Consider the following 15,054-nt stretch of genomic DNA (forward strand, 5'->3'; position numbering starts at 1 on the left):
GGAGAGAGAACCGGAATCGATGCGCGAGCCACGGCCCGAAAACTAACCCACTCTCAACAAACTATCCGTCGGCGTCACATCGGACAACAACTCGCAGCCCTTATCCGTCACGCAAAACATATCCTTGTTCTGCATACCGAAGCGGCCGGGAATATAAACCAACGGCTCGAAGGCGCCGACCATGCCCGCTTCGACGATTTCATCGCCATATCGTCCCATGTACGGCTCTTCATGCAAATGCAAGCCGATGCCGTGGGCGACGAAGCTGATCGGCTCAAATCCGAGCTCGCTGAACTTTGCCAAAAATTTACGGTAAACCTCCGGACAACAGGCGCCCGGCTTGATCAAATCCATGACTAAATATTTACACTCGATCAGGTTCGACCAAATCTTATACTGCTCCTCTGTCGCGTCGCCGACTACCGCCGTACGGCACACGCCGGTCAAATAGCCGCTCTTCTGGCCGAAGATTTCCATGCGAATGATGTCGCCGTGCTTTAGCTTACGATCCGTCGGCCCGACGTTGGGAAACTGGCTGCGCTCACCCGAGGCGATGATCATGAGTTTATAGCTCTCCGCGCCACCGCCAAACAAAGAAGTCAGCAAGGTCCCGGCCAGCTCCATCTCGCTCATGCCGACTTTCGCCGAGCGTAGCGCCGTACCCAACGCGTGATCGGTAAGTTTGCTCAGCGAGCGAAGCAGAGCCAGCTCCCCCGCCGTCTTGATCTGCCGCGCCTTATTGAAAATCCCATCGGCCGCTGACCAGTTGGTATGCGGCAAGCGTTTTTGCAGCGTCGTAAAATCCTTCGCCGGCAGAAACTCCAACTCGATGGCAACCTTGCCGCGATCTAATTTTAGATCAACCAACGCATCGGCCAGCTTATCCATCGGATCGTCGGAGAACTCCCGATAGATGCGCAAATCGTCGATGCCGGCATGAGCCTTGACCGTGGTCGCCTCCATATCGATAGCAACCATAGAAATTTTTCCGTCCGCTGTCACAATACAAGCCGCATGGCGCCAGCGCATGAGCGACTGCGACGGCACCACGAAACCGGAAACGTAGGTTACGTTTTCTGGCGAAATCGCGACGATGGCGTCTAAACCTCCGGCGACGATTCGTTTCCTTAAGCGCGCGACAATTTCTTGATCCATATTGAATGGAAGCGAGAATATCGGCTGCTGCTCGGGGGGTCAAGCGAAACCGACTTGATAGCAATTGGAGCTTCGATTAATGCGACTGCTCGCCCGCGGTATTTTTCTTCAAACTAAACTCTATCGGCTGCGTGCCACGATCATCCTGCACACGCATGTGAACTTGGCTATCTGCCAACTTACCCCAGGGATAGGTTTTATGTTCGCGATTAACATTTTCCGCGACTTCGACGTAGCGGATAAAAAGAGAAACAGCTGCGCCATTTATCCGCCCTTCCTCCATGCCGTGCTTCAGGCCTAAATAACTCGCCGTGCCGAGGAGTGTTTCCCCTTCGGGTTGAAACATAAACCGCTCGGCATGTTTGCCGCGACCAGGATAATTCACCTCGCCTTGCCAAGATCCCGTGAGTTTCTGAGTCATCTGTGCGCTTACGACTACCGATTTGGCTAGACTGTCATTCTTTACTTCCTGCCGCGACTGCCACCATGCGGCGAACGTCACCAACGCGATGATCAACGGCGCTTTCCAGATCAACCGCCGCATCAGTTTTTTGCGTAATTCTATTTGCTCGTTGCTAAGCATGATGGGTCAACAATGTTCACGCCCAATACGTCGTCCGGTCAACGGGAATATGCTGCAACACTTCGCCCGGCACGAAATCTTCCAAGCGAATGCGCGTCAGCGCTTCGTCGGGACATTTTGACACCGGCGATAACGGTCGATCTAATGGCTTCGTCGCATCGACGATCATCGCCGAAGTTTTGCGCGGGTCGACCATCGATGGATCGATCAAGCTACCGCGCATGATTTGCTTGATGATCGACACTTGCAGATGCGGTTGGACGCGAGTCGCCAGAGCCCAAAGAATTTCCGTCGGATTGTAAACGTCGATGTCTTCGTCGAAGACAAAAACACTCTTGCACCAATCCCAGGTCAGCACCGCGGCCGCGGCCCGGCCTGGATCGCCTTCGGAAAGTTTTTTCATCGAGATGAAAACGTTCAACAGCGCGTGGCGGCCGCTGGTGCAGACGGTTTCGACATTGGGCACAGCCTCCCGGGCGCGGCGCAAGTAGGCGCCTTCGGGCGCCAGGTCCATCCACGGTTTGTCACCTTCCGGTGTGAGTATCGAAGTGTGCTGCGCGTCGCACGCAGCCGCTTGGCGCAAATGGATAGCGAAGGTCGCGGCGATGGGACACCGGACAAAGCGCTTGCACTTCAACGGGACCTTGCCGACCAAAGTGACGTAAGAGGCCGACAGCCACTGGCTAATCGTCTTTATGCAGGCACCGGAGTCGAAAAGAATCCTGCCGAAGCGGTTCGTTGGTATCGCGCCGCGGCTGAACAAGGAAATGCAAACGCGCACTTGACTGTAGGTCTAAGATTGGTCGACGGTATCGGCGCACCGAAAGACGAGAAGCAGGGAGTTGGCTGGTATCGCCGTGCAGCGGAACAGGAACATCCGCAAGCTCGATTCAGTATGGCGTGGCCCCTCGGAGCTGGGCAAGGCGCACTTAAAGTATAGACTTATACAAATAACCTAGAAGTCGAGATCTTTCGACTAAAGCCTGAGGATGACATCAACTACAGTCCCTACTGAGCGATGAGAAATTTTCCGCTATTCAATTCTCGCCAAGATTCGGTATCATTACCAGTCAAGATGATCAGCACAGTTATTTTCGATCTCGATGGGCTCCTTGCCGACACCGAACCGCTCCATTGCCGAGCTTACCAGTTGGCGATGGTTGAGCACGGCGTCACGGTTAGCGACGATGACTACGCCGACCATTGGGTCAAGCATGGCTACGGTATCGTCGACTGGGTCAACTGGCACAAACTCGAACTCGATCCCCACGCTCTGCGTCAACGCAAGTCGGAGCATTATCTAAAGCTGCTCGAAACCTCATTGCAGCCCATGGACGGCGCGCTTGAATTACTCGCCGGCTTAACCGGCAAAATCCGCATCGCCCTCGCTTCCTCATCCTATCGCGACGCCATCGACGGCGTCCTCGCCGGTCTGAAGATCGCGCACTACTTCGAGGCCGTCGTCAGCGGCCAAGATGTCGCCAAGGTCAAACCGGCGCCGGATATTTTTTTACAAACGGCCGAGCGCTTGGCCGTCACGCCGTCAGAATGCGTGGTGCTCGAAGACGCCGAGAAAGGCGTCGTCGCCGCGCGGCTCGCCGGCATGGCTTGCGTCGCGGTGCCAAATCCATGGACGCGCCACCACGACTTTTCCCAAGCTACACGAGTTTGCGGCTCCCTGAGAGAAATCGATTTGACTTTCTTGCGCGGCTTAGCGCCAGCGATAAACGAGAGACATTTGCCATGACCGCATGGCTCGATCGGTATTACGGCTTCATTCTAGTCTTGGCGGTGCCCGCGCCATTGTGGTTCAGCGTCGCCCAAAACCCCGCGGACCTGCGTCTCGCCGCGCTCCACGATGCACTCATCTGGTGCGCTATTTTACTGATCGGTTGGTTGATCGTCAGAAAACTACCGCGCTACCAAGTCCGCGGCGCATGGCGCCAACCGACGACGCAGGAATCCCGCCGTTATCTAAGATGGCTACTCGCCGTCTTGGTGATCGACTTCAGCTCCAAAGCGCTATTTTTCCGCTGGGACAACGCGCAGCGAATCGAGATCTTCAAAGACTTCGGCATCTACTCGATGTTTCACGTCACGCCGTTTGAATCCTTTCACGTCTACCTACTGCTCTATTTCGCTTATCTGTTTTTACTCGGACCCTGGTATTTTCGTTTCACCAAACCGGTCCATGACCGCATCTGGGTGGCATCCAGCGCCACCGCCATGGGCGGCGTCATCGCCCTCACCGGCGAGCGCTGGCTCTTCGGCGGCGTCCACGACTCGTTTTATTTCGCCGGACGATCCTTACTTTATGTCTGGACGCCGGCGGATTTTTTCGTTCATGCCAGGGTCTTACCGTTCATCGTTTTGCTCGCCTCATACGCCGGCCGGCACAGCGCTGAAACCAACCGTCTCTTGCAGGACCCTGCGCCGTGACGTAACTTGGCAAGTGAAAATTCATTAGTCCAAGGAGCATTTCATCATGGCCTCAGCTGAATTGATCGTCGATGTGCACCACCACTACATGCCGGCGCAATTGTTCGATCGCCTGGCCGCCCAAGCCGGCGGTAAACGCATCGTCACCAAAGAAATTAGTCTAACCCTGCACCCGTCGCGCAAAGATCTCGACGCTCATATCAAAGCGATGGACGAAGCGGGCGTCACGGTCTCGATCCTCACGGACCAGGTCCAAGTCATGGGCGCGGATGTGGCTCGGGCGCTCAACGACGGTGTCGCCGAGGTGGAGAAGAAACATCCAAGCCGTTTTCGCAGCGCCATCCACATGGCGATCCACGAGCCGGAAAGCGCCAAGCGCGAGCTCGAACGGGGTATCCACGAGCTCGGCTTGCGCTCCGTCGCCCTGCTCGCCTGCCACCTCGACGTCCAGCTCGACAACCCGATCATGTTCCCGCTTTACGAGATCATTCAAAAAAACAATTTGCCGATCATCATCCATCCGCAGTCGAAACCCACGGGTTCGGAAACCACCTACAGTCTCGACCGCTGCGTGTTTCGCCCGCTGGAAACCACTCAAGCGATCGTGCGCATCATGAACGCCGTGCTGCCGCGCTTCCCCGAGCTGCGTTTCATCATTCCCCATCTCGGCGGCGCCGCGTCGTCGCTCAAAGGGCGCATGATGGCGTTTTTCGAAACCGACGACGCGCCGATTCCGGCGGAGATGCGCGGCTATTTGAAAACTCAAAACGAACAGATAAAATTCGGCGTCACCGAACGGTTTGAAAATCTATTTCAACGGCTCTACTTCGACACCGCCGGCACCGGCGCCTGGGCGCCGTCCATGGCCGCGGCATTGAATATCACGACAGCCGACCGCATCATGTTCGGCAGCGACTATCCGTTGGAATGTAAAAGCGCCGCGAACATCATCGAGTCCATCGACATGGTGCGCCAAGCGCCCTGCTCCACAGCCAACAAGTCGAACATCCTCGGCAACACCGCGGCGGGAGTTTTCAACTTACAATAAGCCAATGAAGAAGCTGCCTTCACTGCCGACCGCAGTATTGCTGCTGTCCGTCCTATTCCCCGCGACGGCATTGGCGGCGGAAGCGCCGGTGACGAAGCGCGCCGAGTTGGAACGCATTGAGCGCGCCCTCGGCGCCGATGTGCCGAAAGTGCTTTGCTTGGACGACAGTTTCACCACCGGCGCTCAGCCCACCGCCGAAGCCTATGGCAAGGCCGCCGCCAACGGCTTTCGCGCCGTGCTGAGCCTGCGCACCAATAGTGAAGGCATCGATCTCGTGCTCGAACGCGCCAGAGTCGAGAGCCAGCGCCTGCGCTATTTCAATATTCCGGTAAACGGCTCAGCGCCGCGGCCCGAACAGGCCGACGAATTTCTACGCATCGCGCGGGACAAAAGCAATCATCCGATGCTGGTCAATTGCGCCAGCGCCAATCGCGTCGGCGCCTTCATGATGATCCTGCGAGTGGTCGATCAAAAATGGAGCGAGGGGAAAGCTCTGGAGGAAGCGATCAAAATCGGTCTCGCTAGCGAGGTTTTGCAGAAATTCGCCAAGGACTACATCGCGCTCCACAAAGCTCAGTGAATTGCGTGGTCTTTAGCATGACGAAACGAAAAACACGGAACACGATCAAAGCTCTGCTCGCCTGGAGCGTGATTCTCTCGTGGCAAAGCGCAATCGCAGCCGAAACGCCGCGCCAAAGCCAGCGCCCCGCGACCGATGAATTTGACTCTCTGATCAAAGCCGCGGCGCCGATCGTGTTATGTATCGACGACAAGCCCTCAAGCGGCGGGCAGCCATCCGGCGACGCCTATGCCAACGCTGCGGCCAACGGCTTTCGCGCGGTGCTGACGCTGCGCGCGCGCCAGGATGGTGTCGATACCTTGCGCGAGCGTTTCATGGTCGAGCAAAATCAGCTGCGCTACTTCAATCTGCCGTTTCTGGATCATCTCCCAACCCACGAGCAAATCGATGAGTTCCTACGACTGGTGCGCGATAAACGCAACCAACCGATGTTGGTCAACTGCGCGTTCGCCGAACGGGTCGCGCCCTACATGATGATCTTCCACGTCGTCGAGCAAGGCTGGAGCGAGACCAAAGCTGCCGATGAAGCGAGCCATGCCGGTCAGCGCCGGGCCGAACTGCAAAAATTCCTGCGCGCTTACCTCAAACCGCGCGGCACGAAATAGAGGCGGGACCGGCTGTGGCAGCGCGTCGATCTGCCGCCACCGTCATCAAAACCGCTAAAGAACAGATTACAACCAGAGATCATCGGCGCTGCATCAAATTTCTTTAATCCACCTAGCGCGGCACAAAACCCGCGCAACAATTCGCGCTACGGTGTGACAATTCCCGTTATTCACAGCCACGCCGCTGACATCGCCTTCTTACCTCAACTGTGCTCCGACGTAATCGATTTCCCGCGGCGGAAGTGGCATCTGCTTTGCTCAAAGCAGGAGTAGAATAACAAACCCCCAAGGAGGCAAAATGATCAAAAACAACCTCAAACCCTTAGCCTTGTCAGCCATGATGGCGCTGTCTGTGACGGTCGGCGCCGGCCACGCTAAAGCTAACGAAAGCGGCGTCATTTCCAAGCAGGCGAACGCCGATGGCACCTACTGCCACATCAAATATATGGCGTTCACCGCTGAATCCCTGCGCAACGGTTCGTTGGAATTCGAACCGTCCGACGTCATCGACAGCTACGGCCCCTGCGATTTCGATCCCAAGAGCCAGCAGGAAGTGCGCAAACAATTGGCCGCCTCCAGTCGCGGTATTCACGGCGACGGCAGCAGCAGCGGCGACAGCGGCGACTAATCCCGATCGATCCTTATCCAATCGAACCGATCAGACTGGGAGAGTCACTCGCTCTCCCAGTCTTTTTTTTTAGCCTCGGCGTAAAGCCGGGTCGTGCATTTCCACGCACTCTCGCACCAATACGTCGGGATCGTGGTTGAAGATGACAACCGCCGAAGTTATTTTATTGCAAAAGCTAATTATCTCTCGAAGATGATCGGCGACTCCGCCGCTACCGTCGAGGACACCGATGATCTTTCCTTCGTCGTAGGCGATGGTAAATTCGTTAAGCGTGCCGGTGGCGCCGCCAAAGATAATGACGATATCGGCCGAGCGGATATTGATGACATTGCGTCCCTTGTATCCGAAGCCGGTGTAGACGATGAGATCGGCGCCATCATCCGGCAACCCGAAGCGACTTACGTGTTCACGACGATTCTCCGCCGGTGAGATCCCCAACGCAAAACCGCCCCGTTTGCGAAACGCCTGGGCAACTTGATTCGGCATTCCGGTGGTAGCGCCGGTTAATAGAAAACAATCCGCGGCAGCGATCGCCGAGCCTAATTTTTCCGCCAGCTGTTGCAGGCGATTTTCTTCTGTTGCCGTGAGCCCATCGTTGGCCGACGCGCCCATCACGCCAATGACCGGTTTCGCCATCCCCGCCTCCTATTATTGTAATTGACTGACCCCAGCCTTTTTTTACTTTGCCCACATGGGAAGACACCTTTTCCCAATCATCCTAACAGCCGTTCTGCCATTCTCAACGAGTTTTGGCGCCGAACGCTCGCAATTGGATCGTGCCAAGCGTGAAGGAAAGCTGGTTGCCTATTTGGCGATGAACGCCGCCGACGCGGTCACCGTGCAAACCAGCTTCGAGAAAAAATATCCCCAGATCAAAGTCGAACTGGTGCGCATGGGCGCGCCGGCGATCTTGCAGCGCATTCTCACCGAGCATCGCGGCGGCAAAGTATTTACCGACGTCGTGCTCGGCTTTGGCTTTGTCCACTACGAGCTGGCGCAGCAAAAGCTCTTGGCCAAATACGAATCGCCGGAGCGAAACAACTATGTCGCGCAGTTCAAAGACACTGAAGGTTATTGGACCAACGTCATGCCGATCGTCCACACCGTCGCCTACAACAGCAAAATGTTGTCGCCGGCGGAACTGCCGGCGCGCTACATCGACCCGCTGCAAGCCAAATGGAAAGGCCGGCTCGGTTTGAACAGCAACAATCTAATGTTCCTGGCCGCCATGACGACCCATTTCGGCAAGGAAGCCGGCAGGGACTTTTTGCAGAAACTCGCCGCCCAGTCGCCACAAGTTCGCGGCGGCGGCAGTTTACTCTTAACCCTCGTCGCCGCCGGGGAGTTTCCCTTGGGATTTTCGATCAACGAAAACAACGTCGAAAATCTAAAACTCAAAGGCGCGCCGGTGGATTGGTTAAAGCCGATCGATCCGCTCTACGGCGAGTTGGTGTCCATCGGCGTCACGGCGGGCGCGGCCCATCCAAATGCCGCGAGGTTATTTATCGATTACGTCTTATCGAAGGACGGCCAAGAGCTGTTTCGCAATCTGGGAAAAATTCCCGCGCGCAGCGATGTCACGCCCAAGATCAGCATTGATCGCGACAAGATCCGCATGATCCCGCCCGAAGAAGCGGCGCGCACCCAATACTACGCCAAACTGTTCGACTATCTATTCGTGAAACGGGCGGCTAAATAACTTTTTCGCGCTTGAGCGCTTCGATAGCGGCGCCGTCGTAGCCAAGCTCGGCGAGAATCGCCTCATTGTTTTCACCGAGCCCAGGAATCCGATCGTAGCGCGCCTCGCTTTTCGACATCTTGAGCGCGTTGGCGATCACTGGAACTTTGCCTACCGGCGATTCGGCTTCACGGATGAGTTTGCGCGCGATCACTTGGGGATGGGCTAACACTTGGGCAATGCCACGCACGATACCGTGCGGCAACTCGGCTTTCTTCAGTTGCTCAAGCCAAAATTTGTGGTCGCGGGCGGAAAAAATATCCTCGATCGTCTCTTCCAGCAGACCCCGGTTTGTCCGCCGATCTTGAACCGTGGCAAAACGCGCGTCGGTAAGCATCTCGGGTTTTTCAATGACGACTTTGCAGAAGACATTCCAATCCGCCGGACTTGCCACCGCCAGGTTGACGTATTCGCCGTCCCCCGCCAGATACGGCCCGTAGGGACAAACATAATGATGACGCATGCCGACGCGCCCAGGCTCTTCGCCGGCGTGCCAGTAGTGATGGGGAAAATATCCGAGCCACGAGACAATGGAATCGAGCATGGACACGTCGACCCATTGTCCCTCGCCGGTCTTCTCGCGCTGGTACAAAGCGAGCAGTAGACCGATCGCCGCATACATGCCGGAAGCGATGTCGGCGATGGCGATGCCCGCTTTCGCCGGCTTGTCGGGATAGCCGGTGGTGGCAATGATCCCGCCCTCGCCTTGAATCAAAAGATCGTAAGCCTTCACATCGCGATACGGCCCGTCTTGGCCATAACCGGACAGCGAACAATAGATCAGCCGCGGATTGAGTTCTGAAAGCTTTTCATAGCCGAGTCCAAGCCGGCCGGCGACGCCAGGCGCATAATTCTCGAAGAAAATATCCGAGCGCTTGGCTAACTCTTGCAGAATCTCGCGCCCCTTTTCTTTTTTAACATTGACCGTCAAACTGCGCTTGTTGCGATTCAACCAAACGTAACCGGAAGACAATCCTTTCACGACCGAATCCCAGGAACGAATCACATCGCCGACACCGGGCCGCTCGACTTTGATCACTTCCGCGCCCATATCGGCGAGCAAGCAAGTTGCAAACGGGCCGGAGAGCACCTGCTCGAATGCGAGTATCTTCACGCCATCTAATGCCCGCGTAGGTTTCGAATTACTTGCCACAGCCACCCCTTAAGTATTGAACAGAATTACTTCTTGTCTTCTTTGATTTCCGGAAACAAATCGTTCTTCGGCGCGAACGCTTTCTTCCACACCATCACGCTACGCGCGTAGTCGATGACGACTTTGCCTTCTTGCTGAATGCCGCGGGTGCGCACTTTGATAATGCCCCACTGCGGCTTGGAACTGGACTCGCGCTTTTCAAGCACTTCCGATTCGGAATAAAGGGTATCGCCGGCGAACAGCGGATTGGGTAGTTTGATGCCGTCCCAGCCCAGCGCGAAGCCATTCTCGCTCACATCCGCCACGCCCATGCCGGCGACGATGGCAAGAGTCAAAGCGCTGTTGATCAGACATTTACCGAACTCGGTGCGCTTGCCGTACTCGTTGTTGAAATGAATCTGATTGGTGTTGTTGGTGAGCAATGTGAACCAAATGTTATCCGCTTCGGTGACCGTCCGTCCCAAGCGGCAGCGATAGACGTCGCCGATTTCAAAGTCCTCAAAAAAACGCCCTTCCCAACCCGGCTTAATCGCCATGACGCGCCTCCTGTTTAAGCAAAAACAACATTACGCTATAGTCTAGGTAATTATAGGGGGAAGTAATGGATTTCAACCTGACCACCGAGCAGCAGCAGATTCGCGACGAGATTAAAAAAGTCTGCAAAGAATTTCCCGACGCCTACTGGCGCAAGATCGACAGCGAAAAAGCCTATCCTGATACATTCGTGAAAAAACTTAGCGATCTCGGCTGGCTGGCGGCGCTGATCCCCGAAGAATTTGGCGGCACCGGACTGGGCATCACCGAAGCGAGCATCATCTTGGAAGAGATCAACCACTCCGGCGGCGTCGCCACCGCATGTCATGCGCAGATGTATACGATGGGCACACTGCTGCGCCACGGCAACGACGAACAGAAGAAACGCTACCTACCGAAAATCGCCACCGGCGAGCTACGCCTGCAAGCCTTCGGCGTCACCGAGCCCAACGCCGGCTCGGAGTCGACGCGCATTCAAACCATGGCGGTGAAAAAAGGCGACCGCTACTTGATCAACGGCGAGAAAATTTTTATCTCACGCGTGCTGCAATCCGACTTGATGCTGCTGCTTGCCCGCACCACGCCGTATAACGAACTGAAGGACAAAACCCGCGGCCTGTCGGTCTTCATCGTCGATTTGAAAGCCAATCGAGAAAAACTCGACGTAAAACCACTCGACCTGATGATCAACCATCACACCAACGCGCTGTTCTTCGATAATGTCGAAGTGCCGGTGGAGAATTTAATCGGCGAAGAAGGCATGGGTTTTCGCTACATCATCGACGGCTGGAACGCGGAAAGAATTCTCGTCGCCGCCGAAGCGGTTGGCGACGGCCGCTGGTTCGTTGAGCGCGCCGCCAAGTACGCTAGCGAGAGAAATGTCTTCGGCAAAGCCATCGGCTCGAATCAGGGCATCCAATTTCCCATCGCCAAAGCTTACGCCAATATCGAGGCAGCTGACTTAGTACGCTACCAAGCCGCGACCAAATTCGATCGCAAGGAAAAATGCGGCGCCGAAGCGAACCTGGCCAAGTATCTAGCGAGCGAAGCGGCTTGGGAAGCGGCGAATGCCTGTCTGACCACCCATGGCGGCTACGGCTTCGCGGCGGAATACGATGTCGAAAGAAAATTTCGCGAGACGCGTTTGCTAACCATCGCGCCGGTGAGCAACAATCTTGTGCTGGCTTATCTCGGACAACATGTGCTCGGCATGCCTAAGTCGTACTAAAAAAATGGAGCGCGGACATTGGAGCTCGGACACTCCTGTCCGCGTATTTTCCTGAGCGGGTTAGAAAACCCGCGCTCCTTTAACTCAAGATGCAAGACTCTTGGAATTTTCCCTCTTGCTCATCCTTCGCAACCACACCACACCGATAAGAAACAGCACTGTTGACCCCAACGAGCCAACCACGAACACGCTGGCGATGCCGGTGGCGTGAGCGATGAAGCCGCCGATGGATGGACCGAGAATATTGCCCAGATCGCCGGCGGCGTTGTAAACACCCGAAGCCAAACCGCGGCGGACTTTCGATTCCGGTACGTCTTGGACTAAACCGACCGCGTTCGCGACAAACACGATAGCGCGCATGAAACCCGACGCGACGTAGACGACGATGATCGTGCCGAAAGTAGAAAACAGCGGCACCAGCATCAAGATCAACGCTTGCAGCGGCAAACCGAGATAGGACAAGCCTTTGTGGCCGACTTTGTTGACCACATGGCCGCTGATTGGCCGGGTCACCGCATTGCAGCCGGCGTAGGCGGCGCGGATGATGCCGATTTGGGTCAGACTCATGCCGACCCCCAAGCCGTAGAGCGAAATGAACACGCCGCCCATTTGATGCAATAAATTTAAAAACAACGCGACCAACACGACGAATGCCAACTCGGGTTCGAGCAAAGCTTTGAGTGAATCTTTAGAAGTCAGCTTCGCCGTTTCCTTAGCTTTCGCCACGCTCTCGCCGATCGCCTCAGGGCCATGGAGCAGCCACAAAAGCGCCACCGCCACCAACGACAAGAACGCCCCCAATTGAAACGTCCAGCCATAACCCCAATGATCGGCGATCAAGCCGCCGAAAAAATTTCCCGTCGAGTAACCCAACGCCAGGGTGCCGACGTAGTAGCCCATGGCGTGGTTGCGGTTTTCATCGGGGGATAAAGAATCGACGTAGAACGCCATGTAAAGCGTAGTCACCGCACTGTAGGCAAAACCGTTGAGGCAATGGACGATGGCGAAGGTCCAGCTGCTGAGCGCGAAGCTATAGCAATAATTGGTCACGCCCATCGCCAGCACCGCCAGGGAAACCAGCAGCCGTGCTCTGTTCCGAACGTAGAGCATGCCCACCGGCAGGCGCGCCATCAACGCGAAGATCGGCCCGAGGGAGATCAACGTGCCGATCAACGCCACTGGAATATGCATATGATCGAGATAAGGCGGGATCACCGTCGATGCCGAATTGCTTTGAATCGTCACCGCGACGATCGGCACCAGAAGTTTGACCGTGCTGAGCTTCATATCCCAACAGTTATTCTCTAAAACTTTCCCGTCTTCAAGCGAACGGCGGGAAAGATTTCTCCCAGGGGTCGAAATGACAGATGAGTCTTATTCAACTTCTGTCATCTCGAACGAAGTGAGAGATCTCGTCCTCAAAGGCAAAACGGTCACTCAGCCAACCGACGACGTTAGACATTCGCCGCCCCTTCAGGTAAAAATTTCCGCCAAGGAGATTTTTCCCATGGATTTGATCCGCTCGTGGATGTTCGTGCCGGGACACCGGCAAAAGATGATCGACAAAGCGTTCGGCTTGAACGCCGACGCGATCATGCTCGATATCGAAGACGGCGTCGCGCCCAATGAAAAAGACGCCGCGCGCAAAAATATCGGCGAATCCTTGGGCCGCGCCAAAGTTCCCGTCTCCCCCGCCCGCTACGTGCGCATCAACTCCATCGGCCACCAGTGGATGGACGCCGACTTGGCCGCGGTTGTTCGTCCCGGTCTCGAAGGATTAGTCTGTCCGAAAGTCGACACCGTCGACGATGTGCGCAAAGTCGATGCGCTTTTGAACGAAATGGAACCGAAGAACCAAATCGCCAAGGGCAGCGTACGATTATTGATCGCCATCGAGAGCCCAAAGGGGCTATTCAATGCGCCGGCCATCGCCGCCGCGTCATCGCGCATCGTCGGGATCATTTTTGGCGCCGAGGACTTCGGCCGCGAGATCGGCCTACCCGCCGTACGGGAAGGCGAAGCACGAGATCTAATCTACGCCCGCTCAGCCATCGTCGTCGCCGCTGCAGCGGCTCACGTCCAAGCGGTGGACGGCGTCTGGGTCGATTTGAACGACACAGCAGGCCTGCACGGCTTCGCCAAGCAGTCGCGCCAACTCGGCTTCTCAGCCATGTCGTGCATTCATCCCTCGCAAGTCGACGCGATCAATACGGTCTTCAGTCCGACCGCGACGGAAATCGACTACTGTCAAAAAGTCCTGCAAGCGTTTGGAGAAGCGAACGCGCGCGGCGACGGCTCCATCGCTTTTGGCGGCCAACTCATCGACCGCCCCATCGTCGAGCGCGCCCGGCGCACCATCGACATGGCGAAGTCGTTGGGCATGATCCAATAAACTGATGCAACATCAAAGGAAGTAGGCCAATGAAATTCAAATTGCCATTGTTGCTCGCCGCCGTCAGTCTCTTCACCATGGGCGCTGCCGCGCCGGTGCGCCTGACGCCGGTGAAAATCGCCGACAACGTTTATCTGATGCAGCATTCCGGCGGGTCGGGCAATTCTACCGTAGTGTTCACCAACGACGGCGTGGTCGTGCTCGACTTCGCCATCGACAGCGCCGACCAAACCCTGGCGTTCATCCGGAAAACCACCGACAAAAAAATAAGATTTCTCATCACCTCTCACAGCGCCGGCGACCATGCGACTGGCTCCATGCACTTCCGTGAAGACAAACCGATCTGGATCGGCAGCAAAAATCAGATCCACGATTTTCAAATGCAGGAGCTGAAAGATTTCAACGAGCGAAAAAATTCCGCCGACCCGCGCTTCGCGGCTTACAAAAAAGGCGACCTGGGCCAGCCCGATATCGGCATCGAAGCGCCGACGACGATTTACTTGGGGGGCCTGACGTTTCAGATCACTCCCGAGGGTCGCGGCCACAGCACCGGGGATTTGACCGTCTACATTCCGCAGAAACGCGTCATGCTCATGGGCGATCTGCTCGACACCGAGATTCATCCCGGCCAAGGCGAGTCGGGAGAAATTTTTTATTCCAACGTCAAAGGCTGGATTCAGATTCTCGACAACATCATGGCGCGCAATCTGCCGGTGGAGACGTTTGTTCCGGGCCACGGCCCCGCTCACTTGGGCAGAGGCGTAAAGGATTTAGAAGAGCAGAAACGCTATTTCGTCGTCATGCGCGACGAGGTGGCCAAGATGATCGCCGCGGGCAAGAGCCTGGAGCAAATCGAAAAAGAATTCAAAATTCCCCAAGAGTTCGCACACTATACTCGGCCCGAACGGCTGCGTTCGTTCTACAAACTTTTTTACAATCAGTTGATGGAAACCGGTTATTAGGGAGAGGGA

At 56.0% G+C, this 15,054-nt stretch carries 18 protein-coding genes; 11 read left to right on the forward strand and 7 right to left on the reverse strand.

The features are described from left to right. Positions 1–42: 42 nt before the first annotated feature. The 3 genes from EXR70_01530 to EXR70_01540 all read right to left on the reverse strand — a co-directional run bounded on the left by EXR70_01530 (position 43) and on the right by EXR70_01540 (position 2,252). Positions 43–1,155, reverse strand: coding sequence for an aminopeptidase P family protein (locus EXR70_01530; protein ID MSP37157.1), 1,113 nt, complete (start codon positions 1,153–1,155; stop codon positions 43–45). 76 nt (positions 1,156–1,231) lie between these two features. Beyond that, on the reverse strand, positions 1,232–1,738 hold the full coding sequence (locus EXR70_01535; GenBank protein ID MSP37158.1) for a hypothetical protein: 507 nt from the start codon (positions 1,736–1,738) through the stop codon (positions 1,232–1,234). 16 nt (positions 1,739–1,754) lie between these two features. Continuing rightward, positions 1,755–2,252 (reverse strand): hypothetical protein, encoded by a 498-nt coding sequence (locus EXR70_01540; GenBank protein MSP37159.1) that lies wholly within the window; start codon positions 2,250–2,252, stop codon positions 1,755–1,757. Positions 2,253–2,312: 60 nt separating this feature from the next. Between EXR70_01540 and EXR70_01545 the strand changes: the two genes are divergently transcribed. The 7 genes from EXR70_01545 (at position 2,313) to EXR70_01575 (ending at position 7,038) form a co-directional block, all read left to right on the forward strand. Next, positions 2,313–2,678, forward strand: coding sequence for a sel1 repeat family protein (locus EXR70_01545; protein ID MSP37160.1), 366 nt, complete (start codon positions 2,313–2,315; stop codon positions 2,676–2,678). A gap of 78 nt (positions 2,679–2,756) precedes the next feature. Then, positions 2,757–3,485, forward strand: coding sequence for an HAD family phosphatase (locus tag EXR70_01550; GenBank protein ID MSP37161.1), 729 nt, complete (start codon positions 2,757–2,759; stop codon positions 3,483–3,485). Further along, positions 3,482–4,177, forward strand: a complete 696-nt coding sequence (locus tag EXR70_01555; GenBank protein MSP37162.1) for a hypothetical protein — start codon at positions 3,482–3,484, stop codon at positions 4,175–4,177. Before EXR70_01550 ends, EXR70_01555 begins: the two co-directional genes overlap by 4 nt. A 46-nt stretch (positions 4,178–4,223) precedes the next feature. Continuing rightward, positions 4,224–5,225, forward strand: a complete 1,002-nt coding sequence (locus EXR70_01560) for an amidohydrolase (protein MSP37163.1) — start codon at positions 4,224–4,226, stop codon at positions 5,223–5,225. 4 nt (positions 5,226–5,229) lie between these two features. Further along, positions 5,230–5,805 (forward strand): hypothetical protein, encoded by a 576-nt coding sequence (locus EXR70_01565; GenBank protein ID MSP37164.1) that lies wholly within the window; start codon positions 5,230–5,232, stop codon positions 5,803–5,805. A gap of 17 nt (positions 5,806–5,822) precedes the next feature. Then, complete coding sequence (locus EXR70_01570) at positions 5,823–6,410, forward strand: hypothetical protein (GenBank protein ID MSP37165.1); 588 nt, start codon at positions 5,823–5,825, stop codon at positions 6,408–6,410. 298 nt (positions 6,411–6,708) lie between these two features. Next, positions 6,709–7,038, forward strand: a complete 330-nt coding sequence (locus EXR70_01575) for a hypothetical protein (GenBank protein ID MSP37166.1) — start codon at positions 6,709–6,711, stop codon at positions 7,036–7,038. A 69-nt stretch (positions 7,039–7,107) separates the two neighbouring features. On the opposite strand, the gene EXR70_01580 is transcribed toward EXR70_01575, so the two are convergent. Beyond that, positions 7,108–7,674 (reverse strand): hypothetical protein, encoded by a 567-nt coding sequence (locus EXR70_01580; GenBank protein MSP37167.1) that lies wholly within the window; start codon positions 7,672–7,674, stop codon positions 7,108–7,110. A 55-nt stretch (positions 7,675–7,729) separates the two neighbouring features. On the opposite strand from EXR70_01580, the gene EXR70_01585 reads away from it, so the two are divergent. Beyond that, positions 7,730–8,737, forward strand: a complete 1,008-nt coding sequence (locus EXR70_01585; GenBank protein ID MSP37168.1) for an extracellular solute-binding protein — start codon at positions 7,730–7,732, stop codon at positions 8,735–8,737. On the opposite strand, the gene EXR70_01590 is transcribed toward EXR70_01585, so the two are convergent. Further along, positions 8,730–9,935 carry a CoA transferase gene (locus tag EXR70_01590; GenBank protein MSP37169.1) on the reverse strand — a complete coding sequence of 402 codons (1,206 nt, stop codon included), beginning with the start codon at positions 9,933–9,935 and terminating at the stop codon, positions 8,730–8,732. The two genes, EXR70_01585 and EXR70_01590, sit on opposite strands and share 8 nt — an antisense overlap. Before the next feature lie 20 nt (positions 9,936–9,955). Continuing rightward, positions 9,956–10,465 carry a MaoC family dehydratase gene (locus EXR70_01595; protein ID MSP37170.1) on the reverse strand — a complete coding sequence of 170 codons (510 nt, stop codon included), beginning with the start codon at positions 10,463–10,465 and terminating at the stop codon, positions 9,956–9,958. Between the two features lie 65 nt (positions 10,466–10,530). Here EXR70_01595 and EXR70_01600 point away from each other — a divergent pair, with 65 nt between their 5' ends. Further along, the gene (locus EXR70_01600; protein MSP37171.1) at positions 10,531–11,691 is read left to right on the forward strand and encodes an acyl-CoA dehydrogenase; all 1,161 of its coding nucleotides are present in this window, start codon (positions 10,531–10,533) and stop codon (positions 11,689–11,691) included. An 84-nt stretch (positions 11,692–11,775) separates the two neighbouring features. Here the strand turns inward: EXR70_01600 and EXR70_01605 are convergent, their stop codons facing one another. Then, positions 11,776–12,978, reverse strand: coding sequence for an MFS transporter (locus EXR70_01605; GenBank protein ID MSP37172.1), 1,203 nt, complete (start codon positions 12,976–12,978; stop codon positions 11,776–11,778). A gap of 73 nt (positions 12,979–13,051) precedes the next feature. On the opposite strand from EXR70_01605, the gene EXR70_01610 reads away from it, so the two are divergent. Next, complete coding sequence (locus EXR70_01610; protein MSP37173.1) at positions 13,052–14,083, forward strand: CoA ester lyase; 1,032 nt, start codon at positions 13,052–13,054, stop codon at positions 14,081–14,083. 29 nt (positions 14,084–14,112) lie between these two features. Next, positions 14,113–15,045 carry an MBL fold metallo-hydrolase gene (locus tag EXR70_01615; GenBank protein ID MSP37174.1) on the forward strand — a complete coding sequence of 311 codons (933 nt, stop codon included), beginning with the start codon at positions 14,113–14,115 and terminating at the stop codon, positions 15,043–15,045. Positions 15,046–15,054: the final 9 nt, after the last annotated feature.

It is taken from the genome of Deltaproteobacteria bacterium (assembly GCA_009692615.1).
In the GTDB taxonomy this organism is placed as follows: domain Bacteria; phylum Desulfobacterota; class Binatia; order UBA9968; family UBA9968; genus DP-20.

Excerpts from the sequence above, each read along its gene's own strand:
- EXR70_01530 (MSP37157.1), bottom strand. The coding sequence starts at position 1,155 with ATGGATCAAGAAATTGTCGCGCGCTTAAGGAAACGAATCGTCGCCGGA.
- EXR70_01535 (MSP37158.1), bottom strand. The coding sequence starts at position 1,738 with ATGCTTAGCAACGAGCAAATAGAATTACGCAAAAAACTGATGCGGCGG.
- EXR70_01540 (MSP37159.1), bottom strand. The coding sequence starts at position 2,252 with ATGGACCTGGCGCCCGAAGGCGCCTACTTGCGCCGCGCCCGGGAGGCT.
- EXR70_01550 (MSP37161.1), top strand. The coding sequence starts at position 2,757 with ATGAGAAATTTTCCGCTATTCAATTCTCGCCAAGATTCGGTATCATTA.
- EXR70_01555 (MSP37162.1), top strand. The coding sequence starts at position 3,482 with ATGACCGCATGGCTCGATCGGTATTACGGCTTCATTCTAGTCTTGGCG.
- EXR70_01560 (MSP37163.1), top strand. The coding sequence starts at position 4,224 with ATGGCCTCAGCTGAATTGATCGTCGATGTGCACCACCACTACATGCCG.
- EXR70_01565 (MSP37164.1), top strand. The coding sequence starts at position 5,230 with ATGAAGAAGCTGCCTTCACTGCCGACCGCAGTATTGCTGCTGTCCGTC.
- EXR70_01570 (MSP37165.1), top strand. The coding sequence starts at position 5,823 with ATGACGAAACGAAAAACACGGAACACGATCAAAGCTCTGCTCGCCTGG.
- EXR70_01575 (MSP37166.1), top strand. The coding sequence starts at position 6,709 with ATGATCAAAAACAACCTCAAACCCTTAGCCTTGTCAGCCATGATGGCG.
- EXR70_01580 (MSP37167.1), bottom strand. The coding sequence starts at position 7,674 with ATGGCGAAACCGGTCATTGGCGTGATGGGCGCGTCGGCCAACGATGGG.
- EXR70_01585 (MSP37168.1), top strand. The coding sequence starts at position 7,730 with ATGGGAAGACACCTTTTCCCAATCATCCTAACAGCCGTTCTGCCATTC.
- EXR70_01595 (MSP37170.1), bottom strand. The coding sequence starts at position 10,465 with ATGGCGATTAAGCCGGGTTGGGAAGGGCGTTTTTTTGAGGACTTTGAA.
- EXR70_01600 (MSP37171.1), top strand. The coding sequence starts at position 10,531 with ATGGATTTCAACCTGACCACCGAGCAGCAGCAGATTCGCGACGAGATT.
- EXR70_01605 (MSP37172.1), bottom strand. The coding sequence starts at position 12,978 with ATGAAGCTCAGCACGGTCAAACTTCTGGTGCCGATCGTCGCGGTGACG.
- EXR70_01610 (MSP37173.1), top strand. The coding sequence starts at position 13,052 with ATGACAGATGAGTCTTATTCAACTTCTGTCATCTCGAACGAAGTGAGA.
- EXR70_01615 (MSP37174.1), top strand. The coding sequence starts at position 14,113 with ATGAAATTCAAATTGCCATTGTTGCTCGCCGCCGTCAGTCTCTTCACC.